Here is a 15212-nt window from a genome sequence, read left to right as displayed (position 1 = left end):
ACGCGCCACCAACTCCGTTGACCGGCAATCGGCTTGGCCGACTACGTCTGGTCCACGGGCAGCAGGCCGCGCTCGCCGAAGACCTTCTTGGCGACGAAGGTCGCGTTGAGCGCCCGGGGGAAACCGGCGTAGCCCGCCGCGTGGAGCAGCGCCTCGACGATCTCCTCGGGGGTCAGCCCGACGTTGAGAGCGGCGTTGACGTGCACCTCCAACTGCGGTTCGCAGCCGCCGAGGGCCGTCAGGATGCCCAGGGTGACCAGCTGGCGGTCGCGGGGCGGCAGCGCGGGGCGGCTGTAGATCTCGCCGAAGCCCCAGGCGACGATCTGGTGGGCGAGCTCGGGACTGACGTCGGCGAGGGAGTCCAGGACGCGGCGGCCGGAGTCGCCGCTGATCCGGTTCAGCGTCTCCATGCCCCGGTCGAGCCGGTCCTGGCGGGTCTCTGCGGTCGCGGGGGCGGGTTCGGGTTCGGTGTTCACGGGGCTTCCTCCGTGGCTCTTCGGTGGCTATTCGGCAGCGCTGCCGCGCGGCGATTTCGCGGCCGTTACGGGGTGCGCGGGAAGGGTACCCGCGCGCCATGGATCGCTTGGACCGTGTCCTGATCGTCGGTGCCGGGTTCGCCGGGTACCGTGCCGCCCGCGTGCTGACCCGGGTGGCCCGGCGCGCGGCCGAGGTCACCCTGCTCAATCCGACCGACTACTTCCTGTATCTGCCACTGTTGCCGCAGGTCGCCGCCGGAACGCTGGAGCCGCGCCGGGTGACGGTCTCGCTGTCCGGGACGCTGCCGCGCGCCCGCCTCGTGCTCGGCGAGGCCGACGGGGTGGATCTCGACCGGCGGACCGTCTCGTACACCGATCCCGAGGGCGGGCGCGGGACGCTCGCGTACGACCGCCTCGTCCTGGCCGTCGGCAGCGTGAACAAGCTGCTCCCGGTCCCCGGCGTGGCCGAGCACGCGCACGGCTTCCGCGGCATGCCCGAGGCGCTCTACCTGCGCGACCACGTGACCCGGCAGATCGAGCTGGCCGCCGCCGCGCCCGACGCCGAGGCCTGCCGGGCGCGCTGCACCTTCGTCGTGGTCGGCGGTGGCTACACCGGCACCGAAGTCGCCGCGCAGGGCGTGCTGCTGACCGACGCCCTGGTGCGGAAACGGCCGCTGCCCCACGGGGTGCGGCCGCGCTGGATCCTGCTCGACATCGCGCCGCGCCTGCTCCCCGAACTCGACGAGCACCTGTCGCGCACCGCGGGACGCGTGCTGCGCGAGCGGGGCGTCGAGGTGCGTACGGAGACCTCGGTGAAGGAGGCCACCGCGGACGGCGTGCTCCTCGACGACGGGCGGTTCGTCGGCACCCGCACCCTGGTGTGGTGCGTCGGCGTACGCCCCGATCCGCTCGTCGCCGGCCTCGGCAGGCCGCTGGAGCACGGCCGGCTGCTCGTCGACCCGTATCTGACGGTGCCCGGGCACCCCGAGGTCTTCGCCTGCGGGGACGCGGCCGCCGTCCCCGACCTCGCGCGGCCGGGGGAGTACACCCCGATGACCGCGCAGCACGCCTGGCGGCAGGGGCGGACCGCCGGGATCAACGTCGCCGCATCCCTCGGCCGCGGGCAGCGCCACGCCTACCGGCACAAGGACCTCGGGTTCACCGTCGACCTCGGCGGCGCCGCGGCCGCCGCCAATCCGTTCGGCGTCCCGCTCTCCGGCCCGCTCGCGGCCGCCGTCACCCGCGGCTACCACCTCGCCGCGCTGCCCGGCAACCGCGTCCGGGTCGCCGCCGACTGGCTCCTCGACGCCGTACTGCCCCGCCAGGCAGTCCAGTTGGGGCTCGTGCGGTCCTGGTCCGTCCCCCTCGACACGGCGTCACCCGAACTCGCGCGGATGCCCGACGCCCCCGCCGAGTCCCCGCCCCACGCCCCGTCAAGCAACCCGCCCGATGGAGGAGCACCGTGACCACGCGCACGCCCGCACCCGCCCGTACCGCGACCGAGATGCAGGACCTGGCGCGGCAGTTGAGGGTCGACTCGGTCCGTGCGGCCGACGCCGCCGGATCCGGGCATCCCACGTCGTCGATGTCCGCGGCCGATCTGCTGGCCGTCCTTCTGGCAGGCCACTTCCGCTACGACTTCGAACGCCCCGCCCATCCGGGCAACGACCGCTTCATCCTCTCCAAGGGACATGCGTCGCCCCTGCTGTACGCGGCGTACAAGGCGGCCGGGGTCATCGACGACGCCGAACTGCTCACCTTCCGTGCCCTCGGCAGCCGTCTCGAAGGGCATCCGACGCCCCGGCGGCTGCCGTGGGTGGAGACCGCCACCGGCTCGCTCGGGCAGGGCCTGCCGGTCGGCGTCGGTATAGCCCTGTCCGGCAAACGGCTCGACCGCGTCGGCTACCGCGTCTACGTCCTGTGCGGCGACAGCGAACTCGCCGAGGGCTCGGTGTGGGAGGCCGCCGAGCACGCCGGTCACGAGCAGCTCGACAACCTCACCGTGATCGTCGACGTGAACCGGCTAGGCCAGCGCGGACCGACCCGGCACGGCCACGACCTGGACGCCTACGCGCGCCGCTTCCGCGCGTTCGGCTGGCGCACCATCGAGATCGACGGGCACGACAGCGCCCGGATCGGCCACGCCTACGCCGAGGCCGCCGCCACCACCGGGCGGCCCACCGCGATCCTCGCCCGCACCGTCAAGGGCAAGGGGGTGCGCTCCGTCGAGGACCGGGAGGGGATGCACGGCAAACCGCTGCCGGACGCCGCCGCGGCCGTCGCCGAACTGGGCGGTGACCGGGGCATCCGCGTGCAGGTCCAGGCGCCGCCCGCCGCACGGGCGTTGCACGCCGTGCGCAGCGGCCGTCTCGACCTGCCGCGCTACGAGGTCGGCGACGAGGTGGCCACCCGCGACGCCTTCGGCGAGGCCCTCGCCGCGCTGGGCTCCGCCCGCGGGGACGTCGTCACGCTCGACGGCGAGGTCGGCGACTCGACCCGCGCCGAGCTCTTCGCCAAGGAGCATCCCGACCGGTACTTCGAGTGCTACATCGCCGAGCAGCAGCTCGTCGGGGCCGGCGTGGGGCTCGCGGCGCGCGGCTGGGTGCCGTTCGCGGTCACGTTCGGCGCGTTCCTGACCCGGGCGCACGACTTCGTGCGGATGGCCGCGGTCAGCGGGGCCGGGATCAATCTCGTCGGCTCGCACGCGGGTGTCGCCATCGGGCAGGACGGGCCCTCCCAGATGGGCCTGGAGGACCTGGCGATGTTCCGCGCCGTGCACGGGTCGACGGTGCTCTGCCCCTGCGACGCCAACCAGACGGCGCGGCTCGTCGGGCACATGGCCGATCTGAGCGGGGTGCGCTACCTGCGGACGTCGCGCGGGGCGGGACCGGTCGTCTACGGGCCGGACGAGGAGTTCCCGGTGGGCGGGTCCAAGGTGCTGCGCTCCTCGGACCACGACCGGGTCACGCTCGTCGCCGCCGGGACCACCGTGCACGAGGCGCTGGCCGCGGCCGACGAGCTGGCGGCGGCCGGGATCCCGGTGCGGGTGATCGACGCGTACTCGGTGAAGCCGGTGGACCGGGAGGCGCTGCGGGAGGCCGCGCGGGCCACCGGGTGCCTGGTCACCGTGGAGGACCACCGTGAGGAGGGCGGCCTCGGGGACGCCGTCGCCCAGGCCTTCTCGGACGGGAGCCCGGCGCCCCGGCTCGTGCGGCTGGGAGTACGGGGGATGCCCGGGTCCGCTGCACCGAAGGAGCAGTTGAGGGCGGCCGGGATCGACGCCGGGTCCCTCGTGGCCGCCGTCGCCCTGCTGGTGGAGCGGCACGTGGCGCCCTGATGCTCCGGCAGGCCCGTCACGACCTGCGGTCCGGGGCCCGTACACCGGCCCCGGACCGCAGGGGCGCCGGTCCTCCGGGCCCCGAACACTCCCTGAAGTGCGCCTACTTGCGCGCCAGGATCTCCCCGTGCGGTACGGCGAACCAGGCGTCCGCATGCGTACCCCACTCCCGCCAGGTGGCGGAGACCGCGGCCAGCTCGTCGGCGGTCGCGTGCCCGCCCTCCGTGGCACGGTCGGCGTACGCGGAGGCGACGGTCCGGTCCGCCCACAGACCGCTCCACCAGGCGATCTCGTCCGGGGTCGCGTAGCACCACGCGCCCACCGAGCACGCGATGTCCTGCTGGGCGAATCCGGCTTCCATGGCCCACGACTTGAGGAAGCGGCCGGCGTCCGGCTCCCCGCCATTGGCCCGGGCGACCCGGCGGTACAGATCCAGCCAGTCGTCCATGCCGGGCAGCCGCGGATACCAGGAGAACACCGAGTAGTCGGAGTCCCGGGCCGCGACGATCCCGCCCGGCTTCACGACCCGCCGCATCTCCCGCAGCGCCTGCACCGGATCGCCGACGTGCTGCAGCACCTGGTGCGCGTGCACCACGTCGAACGTGTCGTCGTCCCACTGCAGCGCGTGCACGTCGGCGGTGGTGAACTCCGTGTTCGTCAGGCCCCGTTCGGCCGCCGTCGCCCGGGCCTGCGCCACGATGCCCTCGGCCATGTCGGCGCCGATCACCCGCCCCTGGGGCACCAGCTCGGCGAGATCGGCGGTGATGGTGCCCGGCCCGCAGCCGATGTCCAGGACGCTCAGGTCCGGCCGGAGCACGCCCGAGCCGAGGAGGTAGGCCGCCGAGTTGGCGGCGGTGCGCCAGGTGTGCGAACGCAGCACGGACTCGTGGTGGCCGTGGGTGTACACGGCGGTCTCCTGCGACATGGCCCGATCCCTTCACGGTTGGGGTGAAACGGTGTGGCTGCCGCCCGGGGCGGACGCCCCGGGCGATGCGTTCACCGTACGCCGGGCAACCGGATGATGAGACCCGTGTCTCACAGTATGGTCAGCGGGCGGTACACGCGCAGCGCCTCGTGCTCCTTCTCGATGGTCAGCACCGGTCCGCACGGGCTCACCTCACCGTCGAAGGCGAGCGGGGTGCCCGGCGTGATCCCGTCCACCCGCAGCCGGGTCATCCGGGTCGCCGTGTGGAACGGCGAGCGGGACAGCGGGCCCGACAGGGCCGCCGCGAGCAGGCGGAAGCCGGGCAGCCGGCCGCCGCCGACGGTGCGCACGTCCAGCAGCCCGTCCGCCAGGGACGCGCGCCGGCCCGCCGTCAGGCCCATCCGGCGGTAGGTGCAGTTGCCCGCGAACAGCAGCCACAGCTTCCGGTCGCTGCCGCCGATGCGGACGTTCAGCGGGTGGTCGCGCCGCAGCACGTGCACGGCGGCCAGCACGTCGGCCAGCCGCCCGCCCACCCGCGCCGACCAGCGTTCGCGCTCGTGCACCAGCTCCGGGTAGGCACCCAGGCTGAAGGTGTTGAGGAAGATCCCCGAGGTCTCCGCCGAGTGGAAGCGCCCCACGTCGACCGCTACCGCGTCCCCGCCCTGGACGGCCCGCACCAGGTCGCCCGCGTCCTCCACGCCGAGGTCGTACGCGAAGTGGTTGAGGGTGCCGCCGGGCAGCACCGCCAGCGGCAGCCCGTGCTCCAGGGCCACCCGCGCCGCCGTGTTCACCGAGCCGTCACCGCCGGAGATGCCGAGCGCGCGGGCGTGCGACGCGGCCTTCTGGAGGACCGGGACGAGATCGCCGCCGGTGAACTCCACGAACTCCGCCGCGGGCAGCGCGTCGCGCAGCACCTTCACCTTCTCCGGCGTCCCCGCTTTCGTGTTCACCACCATCACCAGTCCCTCGCCGCCCGGCAGCACCGGCACGTCGTCGACCAGCGGTCGCCCCGGTGACGGCATCTGGTCGCGCGTCGGCACCAGACCTCGTACGGCATAGGCGGCACCCACCCCGAGCGCGGCGCCCACCAGCACGTCGCCCGGGAAGTGGGCGCCGGTGTAGACACGGGAGGCGGCCACGGAGAACGCGAGGGGCGCGACGGCCGCGCCGAGCCCCCGCGACTCCAGCGCCACCCCCGTCGCGAAGGCGGCGGCCGACGCCGAGTGCCCCGAGGGGAACGACGTGGTGAACGGCTGCCGCTTCAGCCGCCTGGCCAGCGGGACCGGGTCGAGGACCGGCCGGGCGCGGCGCACCGACCGCTTCCCGAGCGTGTTGATGGTCGCCGACGCCACGGCCAGCGAGGCGACACCGCGGACGGCGGCCCGGCGGGCCTTCGGCGAACCGCTCACGGCGAGGGCGCCGCCGATCGCGAACCAGAGGACACCGTGGTTGGCGGCCCGGCTGAGCCGGGGCAGGACCCGCTCGGCACCGGGCCAGTTCGAGCCGGCGGCGAACTCGAACACGCGCCGGTCCAGCGCGGCGAGCCGCCCCCGCAGGGACGGGCCGGGCTTGGTCACGTTCGGCGTGGGCGAGATGAGGTCGGCGAAGAAGTCGGCACACATGTCACGACGGTTACCCCGTGCCGGGTCCCGCACCCGGCTCCGGCCTGCCAATTCATTTGCCCGTCACCCGCACGGGCGTCCACAATGCGGGATCATGGGACATCTGGAAGCCGCGCACCTCGAGTACTACTTGCCGGACGGGCGGGCGCTGCTCGGCGACGTCTCCTTCCGGGTCGGCGAGGGCGCGGTCGTCGCCCTGGTCGGACCGAACGGCGCGGGCAAGACCACCCTGCTCCGCCTGATCTCCGGCGAGCTCCAGCCGCACGGCGGCTCCGTCACGGTCGGCGGCGGTCTCGGCGTGATGCGCCAGTTCGTCGGCTCGGTCCGCGACGAGACCACCGTCCGTGACCTGCTCGTCTCCGTCGCCCAGCCCCGGCTCCGCGAGGCCGCCCGGGCGGTCGACGAGGCCGAGCACGCGATCATGACGGTCGACGACGAGGCTGCCCAGATGAGCTACGCCCAGGCGCTCGCCGACTGGGCCGAGGTCCAGGGCTACGAGGCGGAGACGCTCTGGGACATGTGCACCATGGCCGCGCTCGGCGTCCCCTACGACAAGGCGCAGTTCCGTGCGGTGAGCACGCTCTCCGGCGGCGAGCAGAAGCGCCTGGTCCTGGAGGCGCTGCTGCGCGGCCAGGACGAGGTCCTGCTCCTCGACGAGCCGGACAACTACCTCGACGTCCCCGGCAAGCGCTGGCTGGAGGAGAAGCTCCGCGAGACCCGCAAGACGGTTCTCTTCGTCTCCCACGACCGTGAGCTGCTCGCCCGCTCCGCCGAGAAGATCGTCAGCGTCGAGCCCGGCCCCGGCGGCGCCGACGCGTGGGTGCACGGCGGCGGCTTCGCCACCTACCACGAGGCCCGCCGCGAGCGCTTCGCCCGCTTCGAGGAGCTGCGCCGCCGCTGGGACGAGAAGCACGCCCAGCTCAAGAAGCTCGTGATCAACCTCCGGCAGGCCGCCGCGGTCAGCCACGAGATGGCCTCCCGCTACGCGGCCGCGCAGACCCGGCTGCGCAAGTTCGAGGAGGCGGGCCCGCCGCCGGAGCCGCCGCGCGAGCAGGACATCACCATGCGCCTGAAGGGCGGCCGCACCGGCGTGCGCGCCGTGACCTGCCAGGGCCTGGAGCTGACCGGCCTGATGAAACCCTTCGACCTGGAGGTCTTCTACGGCGAACGCGTGGCGGTCCTCGGCTCGAACGGCTCGGGCAAGTCCCACTTCCTGCGCCTGCTGGCCGGCGACGACTCGGTGGCGCACACCGGCGCGTGGAAGCTGGGCGCGCGCGTGGTCCCCGGCCACTTCGCGCAGACCCACGCCCACCCCGAACTCCAGGGCCGCCCGCTGCTCGACATCCTCTGGCGCGACCACGCGAAGGACCGCGGCGCCGCGATGTCCCTGCTGCGCCGCTACGAGCTGACGGCCCAGGCCGAACAGAACTTCGAGCGGCTGTCGGGCGGCCAGCAGGCCCGCTTCCAGATCCTGCTCCTCGAACTGGAGGGCGCCACCGCCCTGCTCCTGGACGAGCCCACGGACAACCTCGACCTGGAGTCCGCCGAAGCGCTCCAGGAGGGCCTGGAGTCCTTCGACGGCACGGTCCTCTCGGTCACCCACGACCGCTGGTTCGCCCGTGCCTTCGACCGCTACCTGGTCTTCGGCTCGGACGGCAAGGTCCGCGAGACCACGGAGCCCGTCTGGGACGAGCGCCGGGTGGAGCGCGCCCGCTAGGGCCTGGGTGCACGGTGCCGCTCAGCCGTCCCAGCGGAGCAGCGCCCCCAGGCCGCCGGCCGGTCCGGCGGCCGGGTCCGTGCCCGCCACCGACACCGCCTCGGCCCCCGCGGCGGCCGCGTACCGCAGCAGCGCGTCGTCGGCCCGCGCGGGCACCGCGTCCCGCGCCCCGAGCACCGCGGGCTCGTCCCGCTCCACCCCGACCTGGTCGGGCTCGGCGCCGACCCAGACCGGCCGCTGCGCGTCGGGCCCGTCGGCCCGGATCAGCAGCTGCGAGATGCGGTGCTCGCGCGCCGCGTCGACCAGCGCGGGCACGCCCTCCGCGGCCTCCTCGCCGCGGCTGCGCGCGGCGGCGAACAGCTCCGCCTCGTGGGCGGCGCGGGCCCGGGGCAGCGCCACGTCGAGCCGCCCGCCGCCCGCGCCGGGGCCGGCCCGCAGCGCCCGCTCCCGCAGCGCCGCGGGCAGCCGCTCGCGCACGGCGGCGCATTCGGCTTCGTCGCCGATCAGGACCACGAGGTCGGCCCCGGTCCCGTCCTGACGGCGCACGATCGCCTCGGCGGCCTCGGCGACCTCGGCGGCCCCGTGCTCCCAGCCGTCCGCCGCCCGGAGCGGAACGTGCCGCTCCGTCTCGTGGCGGTGGTCCGGCCACAGCGCGAGGGTCACCCCGTCCCGGTCGATGCGCGCGACCAGGCACAGCGGGTCCGCCCCGGCCAGGTCCAGCAGGGGAGCGGTGTGCGGCAGCGCCGCCCAGCGCACCGACGTACCCGGCGGCGCCGTCCGCAGCGGCGGATCGAGGACCACCTCGCCGCCGGTGGCGAAGATCGCCCGCCCGACCGGCTCGGAAGCGTGCCGCAGCTCGTCGAAGGCCATCCGCACCGCGTGGCAGGTGGCCTCGTCGGCCCCGGCGCCGGCGAGCGCCCGCTGCACCCCCAGCGACTCCAGCGTGCGCTCCTCGGCGGTGCAGGCACGGTGGCGGGCCGCGTCGACGTACACGGACGCCCAGGGTCCGGGCCGGTCGCACAGCGGCGTGAGGAACGCGAGGTCCATGTCTGTCTCCCGGAGATCGTGTGCGCGGTGGAGCGGAATGCCGCGTTCGGGAGCGAGTACCCCGCGTGCCTCAGGGCAGTCGGGAGGCGACCCGCACGGGTGAAAGGGGGGTTGTCACCTCACACGGTCCGGCATGCGGGACGATAGGGGGGCGGTGGGGGACCGGTGCCCGTTGCAGGCGTCGTCGCCAGAGACCTGCGGCGGTCGTACGCTGCTGGGTCGGCGGACGAACCGGAGCACGGGATCCCCGCGTGCACGACGCGTCATGACAGGTCATCACAGGGAGTCAGGGTGGCGAGAACGTCCTTGCGGACGGAAGACGTCGACCAGGCCATGGAAGCGATCAAGACCGCTTTCTACAGCAACCGGCTGGACGTGCTGTCCCGGCCCGAACGGTTCGACGCCGCGTTCGACGTGCTCGAACTCGGCGGGCTGACCGTCGGCGACCTCAGATGCGGCGCCGATGTCCGGGTGCGCTGCGGGGAGTTGGGCTCCTACCACGTGAACATCCCGGTCGGCGCCGCCTTCTCCTGGCACCAGGCGAGCGGGCCCGGACAGCACACCCTGCCCGGCGCGGCCGCCGTGTTCCAGCCGGTCGGCAACACGTCCGTGGACCAGTGGACCGGCGAGGGCCGGATCGTCGCCCTGAAGATCGAACGGCAGCTGCTGGAGCGGCGGGTGGAAGAACTGACGGGCCGGCCGCTGCGCGGGCCGCTCGTCCTCGACCCCGGCCTGGACCTGACACGCGGACGCGGCCGGGCCTGGTCGCGGCTCATCGGCACGCTCGTGGACGACCTCCACGAGGACGTCCATCTGCTCCAACACCCTCTGGTGGCGGCGCCGTTGCGGGACGCCGTCGTCAACGGCCTGCTGCTGAGCGCCGACCATCCCTGGCGCGAGGCGATGGAGCGGCCCGTCGGAGGACTGCGCCCCGCCCCGGTCAAACGCGCCATGGACGCGATGCGCGAACGCCCCGAACACCCCTTCACCACCACGGAACTCGCCCGCGAGGCGCGGGTCGGCGTGCGGTGGCTCCAGGAGGCGTTCGCCCGCTACGTGGGGATGCCGCCGATGGCGTATCTGCGCTCGGTCCGCCTGGAGCGGGCCCACGCCGATCTGCTCGCCGCGGACCCGCGCTCGGCGTCGGTCAGCGACATCGCCCACCGCTGGGGATTCGGGCACCTGGGGCGGTTCGCCGAGCAGTACCGGGCCACGTACGGCCAGGTCCCGTCCACCACGCTGCGCGCGGTGGACGGCGACTCCCTCTGGATCCCCAGGCGCCGCTGACGGCCGTGGCTCAGACGCCGCTGACCTGTTCGAGCAGTGCCGCGTCGAACGCCTTGAGGTCGTCCGGTAGGCGGCTGGTGACCAGCACGTTCGGGCCGGCGGTGCAGATCTTGACCTGCTCGTCGACCCAGGTGCCGCCCGCGTTGCGGATGTCGGTGGCCAGGCTCGGCCACGACGTCAGCGTGCGGCCGCGCACCACGTCGGCCTCGACCAGCGTCCATGCGGCGTGGCAGATCGCCGCGACGGGCAGGCCCCGCGTGAAGAAGTCCCGGACGAAGGCCACCGCGTCCGGGTCGGTGCGCAGCTGGTCGGGGTTGGCCACCCCGCCCGGCAGCACCAGCGCGTCGAAGCCCTCGGCGCCGGTCGCGGCGAGATCGGCGACGGTCTTCTCGACCGGGAAGGTGTCCGCCTTGTCGAGGTGGTGGAACGCCTGCACCTCGCCGTGGCGCGTCGACACGAGCACGGGCTCGCCGCCCGCGTCCCGCACGGCCTGCCAGGGGTCGGTCAGCTCCACCTGCTCGACGCCCTCGGGTGCCACCAGGAACGCGATGCGCATCAGTTGCTCAACTCCCTTGTACGAATGGATCTTTCTGCGCGGTGCGTGCGGTGCGCCGGGCGGGCCCGGGGGAGCGGTCCCCCAGGTCGCCCAGGCTCACCATGCCGACCGCCCGGCCGTTCTCGACGACCGGAAGGCGGCGCACCGAGTGCTCCCGCATCAGGGTCACCGCGGCCGACACCGGGTCGTCCGGGCCGACCGCCACGGGGCGCGGAGTGCAGACGGCCTCGGCGCTGACGGTCAGCGGGTCCGCGCCGTCGGCCACGGCGCGCACCGTGATGTCCCGGTCCGTGAGCACTCCGACGAGTCCCGCCTCGTCCGCCACCAGGACATCACCGATGCCCTGGGCCCGCATCAGCTGCGCGGCCTCCACGAGCGAGGCGTCGGGGCGTACCGCGACGACGCCCGGTGTCATGACGTCCCTGACCACATCGGCCATGGCCCCGGCCTCTCTGCTCCGTCGGGCTGGTCCGTGACCCCGGCCGCGGTACCCGGTCGGGAGCCTTTCACTCCTGGCGGCCGGATTCCTGATCGGCGATGAGGGCCCTGGCCAGCTCCGACGCCGTACCGAACGTCGCGTCCGGTGGCAGCGCGGCCACCCGGTCGACGAGTCCGTCCGGCGCGGACCGCTCGCGCAGCGTCCGCGCGAGCGGCTCCGGCGCCGCCGGGAACGACGTACGGCCGAGCAGCCGCCCGAGTTCCAGCCGGAGCGCTTCGAGCCGGCCGGGACCCTGACCGGGCAGCACCGGGCCGCCCGCCACTTCGGGATCGTCGTCGGCCACCGGCTCCGGATCGTGCCATTCGGCGGTCCGCGTGGGATGTCCGGACCGCAAGAGCCCCTGCAACTCGTGCTTCATCTCGTCGTCGCGGTGCGCGCTGAGCCGGTCGCTGCCTCGCTGCATCTGTCCCTCCTGTGTCTGGGCGGTGCGCGGTCGCGTACCCGAGTGCCCACCGCTGACACCTCCCGCTTCGCCCGGTCCGGGTCGCCCGGCGGGATCCGCGCGCACGGGGCCGTGTTTGTCCGGGCAGGGCAGGGGCAGGCGAAAGTGAGTGCTTCGGACAGGAGGCACGTCCGTGGGACGGACGGGTGCGCGCCGCGTATCCGCCCCGGGCCAGCCGCACGCTGGACCCGCCCCGGGTGTGTCCGACTCCGTTCCGGGGCGTGACTCCCACGGTGACCACCGCCAAGGCACCCCGACGCACCATCCAGGGAGTTGCGACCATGCGTACGTCCACCGACGCATCCGTGCACCCGGCCAGGCCGGGGCAGCGGCACCCGCACGACGACGCGCCCGACACCGCCGAGGCCTTCACCCGGCTCTGCGACCTGCCCGACGGCCCCGAGCGCACCGAGCTGCGCCGTACGGTCGTGGAGGCCTGGCTGCCGATGGCCGACCGGCTCGCGGGCCGCTTCCGCAACCGCGGCGAGTCCCTCGACGACCTGCGGCAGGTGGCCGCGCTCGGCCTGGTCAAGGCCGTCGACCGGTACGACCCGGAGCGCGGCAACGCCTTCGAGAGCTACGCCGTCCCCACGGTCACCGGCGAGATCAAGCGCCATTTTCGGGACCACATGTGGACCCTCCACGTACCGCGTCGGGTCCAGGACCTGCGTAATCGCGTCCGGTCCGCGCAGCACGAACTGTCCCAGACCATCTCGGGGCGGGCGCCGACACTGGGCGAGATCGCCGAGCGCGCCGGACTGACCGAGGACGAGGTCCGCTCCGGTCTCGAAGCCCTGGAGAGCTTCTCCGCGCTCTCCCTCGACGCGGAGCTGCCGGGCAGCGACGACGGCTACTCGCTGGCCGACGCGCTGGGCGCCGTCGACCCCGCGCTCGACACCGTCGTCGACCGGGAGGCCGTCAAGCCGCGGATCGCCGAGCTGCCCGAACGGGAGCAGCGGATCCTGTACATGCGGTTCTTCGGCGACATGACGCAGAGCCGCATCGCCGAGCAGCTGGGCATCTCGCAGATGCACGTGTCCCGGCTGATCAGCCGGTGCTGCGACCGGCTGCGCGACCAGGTCCTCGCCGACGCCGCCTAGCGCGTACCGGGCGGCCGTCGGGCGGACGCGACCGTGCCGGTCATCGGCGCATCGCCAGCGCGATGTGCCGGGACATCACGTCCAGCGCCTGCGCCTCCGCCATCGAGAACGCCGGGCGCCCCGCGGACCGGAACAGGGTGAGCACGCCCTCGACCGGTTCGCCGGGGGACGGGATCAGCGGAACGCACAGCAGCGAGGTGACGTCGGCACGGACCAGGACCGGGGCACCGGACGCGTCCGTGCCCAGGGCCAGCGGATCCTCCGGGCGCACCAGCAGCGCGGGCGCCCCGCCGCGGGCGGCCTCCACGACGAGCGGGGCGGTGGCCGGATCCTGCGCGGCGATGTCCCGCACCGCCGCGTCGTCGGCGCCCAGCACACGGGCCCGGGTGAGGCGGGCGGCTCCCGCGTCGGCCACCACCCAGTCCGCGAACCGGGCGTGCAGGACCCGGGCGGCACGCCGCAGCACCCCGGGCGGATCGCCGGCCGGGGCGTCCAGCAACTCCCGCGTCATCGCGTCCAGCAGGTCCACCACCGCCTGATGGCGGCTGGTCTCGGTGAGGTCGGGGACCGGCACGGAGGAGCCGTCGTCGCCGTGCCGGACGGTCACGGAGCCGCCGTCGGCGGGCTGGAGCAGTACGAGGACGGTGGCGCGCGGCTCGTTGCCCGGGCGCAGGCCCGTCAGGGTCGCCCGGACCGGCTCGTGCGCACGCTGCTGGAGATGCACGGTCATCCCGCGGTCCCCCTCGCCCCGGGCCACCGCCGCGACCTGCGAGCGGAACGCGGCCCGGTCCGCGTGCGCGAGCAGCCCGGTGAGCGGCCGGCCGCTCGCGTACCCGGCACGCACCCCGGTGAAGTTCGTCGCCGCGAAGTTGAGACGGCGCACCACGCACTCCCGGTCCACGAGCGCCACCGGCAGCGGAAGCCGCTGGAACACGGCGCGCAGCAACTGCTGTTCCTGCCGGTCGGTGGAGACCGGGCGCCCGCCGGATCCGCCGCCCTCCGAGGCCAGTTGCCCGTACCGGGGCAGCAACGAGCTGACCGCGTGGTCGAGTTCGAAGAGCGCGGCGTCCAGGACGGCGGGCAGGTCGTCGGCCGACACGGAACGTGCCGCTTTCAACTCCCCTACCCTGCGTACGAAGTCCGCCAGCTCCTCACCGAACTCGTCCGTCCGCGCCATGCCGAGAACCTATCCCGGAGAGCTGTTTCCCGGGGCCGGGTGCGGGAAGCCGAACCGGTGAGGAGGCGTTCTCCGATGCGCGAGGCCGACCGGAACGAAGAGGCTCTGCGGTTCGTCCCCGAGGCGCCCGAGCCGGGACTGCCGGCCCGGCGTCTGTCCGAGCTCGCGGAGGAGGCCGTGCGCTGCACGGCCAACTGCTGCGGGGCCGTCGCGACCGCGTGGGACGGCGCCGGTGAGCGGCCCGCCGCCGCCACCCATCCCGACCTGACCGCGCTGGTCTCCGTGCAGCTGCGGTCGGGCAAGGGGCCCATACCCGTCGCCGAGGAGCGCGGCACCCCGGTCGGCGCCACCGACCTGTTGCGGGACCGGCGCTGGCCGCGCTACCGGGCGGTCGCGCTCGACTCCGGCGTGCGCTCCAGCGTGACCCTCCCGTTCCGCAGCGCGGATCTCACCGTCACGCTCAGCCTGTACAGCTTCCGCCCCGGCACCCTCGTCGACGCTCCGCACGGCCCGGTGCGCGCCCTCGGGGACCTCGCCGCCACCTGCATGGTCCGCGACCGCTCCTACCGGGCGGCCCTCGCGGAACTGGACCAGCTGGGCGCCGCGCTGCGCAGCCGGCCCGTCGTCGATCAGGCGTGCGGGATCGTCATGCATGCGCTGGGGTGCGACGCGGACGCCGCGTTCGCCGTGCTGCGCCGCATCTCGCAGGCGGCGAACCGGAAACTGACCGAGGTCGCGTCCGCTGTCGTCGAGCGGCGGGGGCGGGGGCTCGAGCGGGAGTTCGCGGCGCTGACCCGGTGAGGCGCCGTGGGGGTGCGGATCCGTCGCCGGGTTCCTCCATCGTCGTGGCTGGCCGCGCAGTTCCCCGCGCCCCTGAGATGCGCACTTCGTGCGGCATCTTTCAAGAGAGGCGCGGCTGAGCCGCAGCCTCAGGGGAAGGCTGCGCGCAGCGCATGCCTTCAGGGGCGCGGGGAACTGCGCGACCAGCCCCCACCGGGGCCGCGGACGGACGACGGCGCGCGAAGGT

The 15212-nt window shown here is 74.4% G+C and carries 14 protein-coding genes; 6 read left to right on the top strand and 8 right to left on the bottom strand.

Translation table 11 applies throughout. From position 1 onward, the window contains the following. Positions 1 to 41: 41 nt before the first annotated feature. On the bottom strand, positions 42 to 410 hold the full coding sequence (locus tag ABT127_RS05990) for a carboxymuconolactone decarboxylase family protein (protein WP_351445419.1): 369 nt from the start codon (positions 408 to 410) through the stop codon (positions 42 to 44). 164 nt (positions 411 to 574) lie between these two features. Here ABT127_RS05990 and ABT127_RS05985 point away from each other — a divergent pair, with 164 nt between their 5' ends. Both ABT127_RS05985 and ABT127_RS05980 read left to right on the top strand, forming a co-directional pair. Next, complete coding sequence (locus tag ABT127_RS05985; RefSeq protein ID WP_351445017.1) at positions 575 to 1942, top strand: NAD(P)/FAD-dependent oxidoreductase; 1368 nt, start codon at positions 575 to 577, stop codon at positions 1940 to 1942. Further along, complete coding sequence (locus ABT127_RS05980) at positions 1939 to 3813, top strand: transketolase (RefSeq protein ID WP_351445015.1); 1875 nt, start codon at positions 1939 to 1941, stop codon at positions 3811 to 3813. Before ABT127_RS05985 ends, ABT127_RS05980 begins: the two co-directional genes overlap by 4 nt. Positions 3814 to 3916: 103 nt before the next feature. On the opposite strand, the gene ABT127_RS05975 is transcribed toward ABT127_RS05980, so the two are convergent. Continuing rightward, positions 3917 to 4738 (bottom strand): class I SAM-dependent methyltransferase, encoded by an 822-nt coding sequence (locus ABT127_RS05975; protein WP_351445013.1) that lies wholly within the window; start codon positions 4736 to 4738, stop codon positions 3917 to 3919. 110 nt (positions 4739 to 4848) lie between these two features. Then, a complete protein-coding gene (locus ABT127_RS05970; RefSeq protein WP_351445012.1) occupies positions 4849 to 6360 on the bottom strand; it encodes a bifunctional phosphatase PAP2/diacylglycerol kinase family protein in 1512 nt (503 codons plus the stop codon). A gap of 94 nt (positions 6361 to 6454) precedes the next feature. On the opposite strand from ABT127_RS05970, the gene ABT127_RS05965 reads away from it, so the two are divergent. Beyond that, entirely contained in the window at positions 6455 to 8077 is a 1623-nt protein-coding gene (locus tag ABT127_RS05965) for an ABC-F family ATP-binding cassette domain-containing protein (RefSeq protein ID WP_351445011.1), read from the top strand. A 21-nt stretch (positions 8078 to 8098) separates the two neighbouring features. Here the strand turns inward: ABT127_RS05965 and ABT127_RS05960 are convergent, their stop codons facing one another. After that, positions 8099 to 9124, bottom strand: coding sequence for a baeRF10 domain-containing protein (locus ABT127_RS05960; RefSeq protein WP_351445010.1), 1026 nt, complete (start codon positions 9122 to 9124; stop codon positions 8099 to 8101). A gap of 291 nt (positions 9125 to 9415) precedes the next feature. Between ABT127_RS05960 and ABT127_RS05955 the strand changes: the two genes are divergently transcribed. After that, entirely contained in the window at positions 9416 to 10411 is a 996-nt protein-coding gene (locus ABT127_RS05955) for an AraC family transcriptional regulator (protein ID WP_351445009.1), read from the top strand. A gap of 10 nt (positions 10412 to 10421) precedes the next feature. Here the strand turns inward: ABT127_RS05955 and ABT127_RS05950 are convergent, their stop codons facing one another. The 3 genes from ABT127_RS05950 to ABT127_RS05940 all read right to left on the bottom strand — a co-directional run bounded on the left by ABT127_RS05950 (position 10422) and on the right by ABT127_RS05940 (position 11869). Further along, entirely contained in the window at positions 10422 to 10967 is a 546-nt protein-coding gene (locus tag ABT127_RS05950) for a type 1 glutamine amidotransferase domain-containing protein (protein ID WP_351445007.1), read from the bottom strand. Between the two features lie 7 nt (positions 10968 to 10974). Beyond that, a complete protein-coding gene (locus tag ABT127_RS05945; RefSeq protein WP_351445005.1) occupies positions 10975 to 11406 on the bottom strand; it encodes a CBS domain-containing protein in 432 nt (143 codons plus the stop codon). A gap of 67 nt (positions 11407 to 11473) precedes the next feature. Next, entirely contained in the window at positions 11474 to 11869 is a 396-nt protein-coding gene (locus tag ABT127_RS05940; protein ID WP_351445003.1) for a DUF2795 domain-containing protein, read from the bottom strand. A 320-nt stretch (positions 11870 to 12189) separates the two neighbouring features. Between ABT127_RS05940 and ABT127_RS05935 the strand changes: the two genes are divergently transcribed. Continuing rightward, positions 12190 to 13008, top strand: coding sequence for an RNA polymerase sigma factor SigF (locus ABT127_RS05935; protein ID WP_351445001.1), 819 nt, complete (start codon positions 12190 to 12192; stop codon positions 13006 to 13008). 40 nt (positions 13009 to 13048) lie between these two features. On the opposite strand, the gene ABT127_RS05930 is transcribed toward ABT127_RS05935, so the two are convergent. Continuing rightward, positions 13049 to 14185 carry a PAS domain-containing protein gene (locus ABT127_RS05930; RefSeq protein ID WP_351444999.1) on the bottom strand — a complete coding sequence of 379 codons (1137 nt, stop codon included), beginning with the start codon at positions 14183 to 14185 and terminating at the stop codon, positions 13049 to 13051. Between the two features lie 75 nt (positions 14186 to 14260). Between ABT127_RS05930 and ABT127_RS05925 the strand changes: the two genes are divergently transcribed. Next, the gene (locus ABT127_RS05925) at positions 14261 to 14986 is read left to right on the top strand and encodes an ANTAR domain-containing response regulator (protein ID WP_351444997.1); all 726 of its coding nucleotides are present in this window, start codon (positions 14261 to 14263) and stop codon (positions 14984 to 14986) included. Positions 14987 to 15212: the final 226 nt, after the last annotated feature.

The sequence above is a fragment of the Streptomyces sp. NPDC001904 genome (assembly GCF_040297005.1).
GTDB lineage: Bacteria > Actinomycetota > Actinomycetes > Streptomycetales > Streptomycetaceae > Streptomyces.
This window is presented reverse-complemented; position numbering and strand designations above follow the sequence as displayed.

Bases quoted from the DNA above. Each gene is read 5' to 3' on its own strand.
- ABT127_RS05990 (WP_351445419.1), bottom strand. From the start codon at position 410: ATGGAGACGCTGAACCGGATCAGCGGCGACTCCGGCCGCCGCGTCCTG.
- ABT127_RS05985 (WP_351445017.1), top strand. From the start codon at position 575: ATGGATCGCTTGGACCGTGTCCTGATCGTCGGTGCCGGGTTCGCCGGG.
- ABT127_RS05975 (WP_351445013.1), bottom strand. From the start codon at position 4,738: ATGTCGCAGGAGACCGCCGTGTACACCCACGGCCACCACGAGTCCGTG.
- ABT127_RS05970 (WP_351445012.1), bottom strand. From the start codon at position 6,360: ATGTGTGCCGACTTCTTCGCCGACCTCATCTCGCCCACGCCGAACGTG.
- ABT127_RS05965 (WP_351445011.1), top strand. From the start codon at position 6,455: ATGGGACATCTGGAAGCCGCGCACCTCGAGTACTACTTGCCGGACGGG.
- ABT127_RS05960 (WP_351445010.1), bottom strand. From the start codon at position 9,124: ATGGACCTCGCGTTCCTCACGCCGCTGTGCGACCGGCCCGGACCCTGG.
- ABT127_RS05950 (WP_351445007.1), bottom strand. From the start codon at position 10,967: ATGCGCATCGCGTTCCTGGTGGCACCCGAGGGCGTCGAGCAGGTGGAG.
- ABT127_RS05945 (WP_351445005.1), bottom strand. From the start codon at position 11,406: ATGGCCGATGTGGTCAGGGACGTCATGACACCGGGCGTCGTCGCGGTA.
- ABT127_RS05940 (WP_351445003.1), bottom strand. From the start codon at position 11,869: ATGCAGCGAGGCAGCGACCGGCTCAGCGCGCACCGCGACGACGAGATG.
- ABT127_RS05935 (WP_351445001.1), top strand. From the start codon at position 12,190: ATGCGTACGTCCACCGACGCATCCGTGCACCCGGCCAGGCCGGGGCAG.
- ABT127_RS05930 (WP_351444999.1), bottom strand. From the start codon at position 14,185: ATGGCGCGGACGGACGAGTTCGGTGAGGAGCTGGCGGACTTCGTACGC.
- ABT127_RS05925 (WP_351444997.1), top strand. From the start codon at position 14,261: ATGCGCGAGGCCGACCGGAACGAAGAGGCTCTGCGGTTCGTCCCCGAG.